Below are 432 nucleotides of genomic sequence, written 5' to 3'. Positions count from 1 at the left end.
GCATCGTTTCAAATTTCAGCTTGTTCCAGATTGTTAAAGAGCATAATACTTCACAGCATACTGTTACCAATACGCTCTGAAGTCTTTATATGGTGGAGCTATGCGGGATCGAACCGCAGACCTCCTGCGTGCAAAGCAGGCGCTCTCCCAGCTGAGCTATAGCCCCAAATTCAGTCATACCCTTTAACCCACCGCTCGATGAGTTAGCCAATTCGTTTCCAGGCAAGGCGGAGTCTCACGACGTTTACATCAGTAAACGAGTGGGGCGACAACACAGCATGGGAAAGAATTGGTAGGCCTGAGTGGACTTGAACCACCGACCTCACCCTTATCAGGGGTGCGCTCTAACCACCTGAGCTACAAGCCTATTAAGGTATTTCTGCTCGTCATTTTCATCAGACAATCTGTGTGAGCACTTCACTCGATTTCGTA

At 48.4% G+C, this 432-nt stretch carries 2 tRNA genes; both read right to left on the bottom strand.

The annotated features are described in order from the left end of the window. Window positions 1-90: 90 nt before the first annotated feature. Window positions 91-166: transfer RNA gene (locus DDT52_RS20845), tRNA-Ala, on the bottom strand. Window positions 167-290: 124 nt separating this feature from the next. Then, window positions 291-367: transfer RNA gene (locus DDT52_RS20840), tRNA-Ile, on the bottom strand. Window positions 368-432 lie beyond the last annotated feature (65 nt).

The sequence above is a fragment of the Brenneria roseae subsp. roseae genome (genome assembly GCF_003115845.1).
GTDB classification, from domain to species: Bacteria; Pseudomonadota; Gammaproteobacteria; order Enterobacterales; family Enterobacteriaceae; genus Brenneria; species Brenneria roseae.
The sequence above is the reverse complement of the archived record's forward strand: the minus strand, read 5'-3'. Positions and strand labels throughout refer to the sequence as shown.